The organism is Polaromonas sp. P1_E3 (assembly GCF_056405935.1).
Window position 1 is genome coordinate 1 of sequence record NZ_JBFUBD010000657.1, and the last position, 1,073, is coordinate 1,073.

At 58.2% G+C, this 1,073-nt stretch carries 2 pseudogenes; both read right to left on the bottom strand.

Going from position 1 to position 1,073, the window contains the following annotated elements:
- Nucleotides 1-383: pseudogene (locus AC1D0Z_RS22565) on the bottom strand (hypothetical protein); the annotation flags it as partial.
- Between the two features lie 341 nt (nucleotides 384-724).
- A pseudogene (locus AC1D0Z_RS22570) lies at nucleotides 725-1,073 on the bottom strand (hypothetical protein); the annotation flags it as partial.

Consider the following 1,073-nt stretch of genomic DNA (forward strand, 5'->3'; position numbering starts at 1 on the left):
ACGCTGCGCCGGTCCATGTCCTGCAGGGTGTGGTCGCCCGGTGTCAGGCCGGTCAACGCCGGCGATGCGCCGCGCAATTGCCCCGAGGCTTCAAAAACGAAAATCCGCGCGGCTTTTTTATCGACCACCACAAATGGAAGTCCCTGGTTGTCGCGGGCGTCCATGATCCAGCGCAAGGCGTAGCGCGCATCGGCTGATGCCGATACGAGCGTCATGTCCGCCACGGAATTGGCAGCGGCCGGCACTGCCAGCACGGGTTGCGGGCCGCGCACCAGAGGCGGGTCTGCGGAAATGGCAGATGCCCACGAGGGCATCGCAGCGATGAAGGCAAGGGCCGTCTTGCAGACGATTTTTGCGTGCCGTGCATTGCCTTCGAACAACATCCTGATCCTGGGGGTAGAGTTCCATGAACATGTGCGGAGCACATGAAAAAGCCGGCCTCAAACCTGTGGGTAAGAGCCCGGCTGCGGTTGCATCATGTTAACGATGCAAGCAAATGTTCACAACGGAAAAACCCTCAAAGCCTCCGGACGCTCGCTATATTTTTCATAGCAACCAGTTGTTATTACTATTGGGAAAACGTCAGTTTTCCCAATCCGAATCGTCGGCCCGGGAAAATAGTAACAACAGCCGTAAATGGACATTTTTCGCGCTAAAGATGCAAGCGCGCAACATGGGGGAGTGGCTGTTACAACTCATCCCCGCAACGGGAAGGGGGCACGGCTCAGGCAGAAGGCTTGAGCTCCTGCTGCCTTACACCCAATGCATGGGCAGCTGGGAAAACCTCAGCCAGTGGCTTGACTTCCGGCAACACATAAATCACCCCATAGCTCGCATTGAACGCCGGCTTGAGCACGTCCTCAAAGAACGCCACCGGCATGTTGATGCAACCATAGGAAATACGGTTGTCCTCGGTGCCCGCAGACGCAAGCCTCTCCAGGCGGCGCTCCTTGGGCTCGTGCGTTCGCACGCGGTGCATGGAAACAGCGGCTTCGTAATCTACCCAGACAACGTCTTCGCCCAGGGTGTTACGGCCAGGTTCGCCCATAAACCGCCCAGCCGGTGTGGTGCGT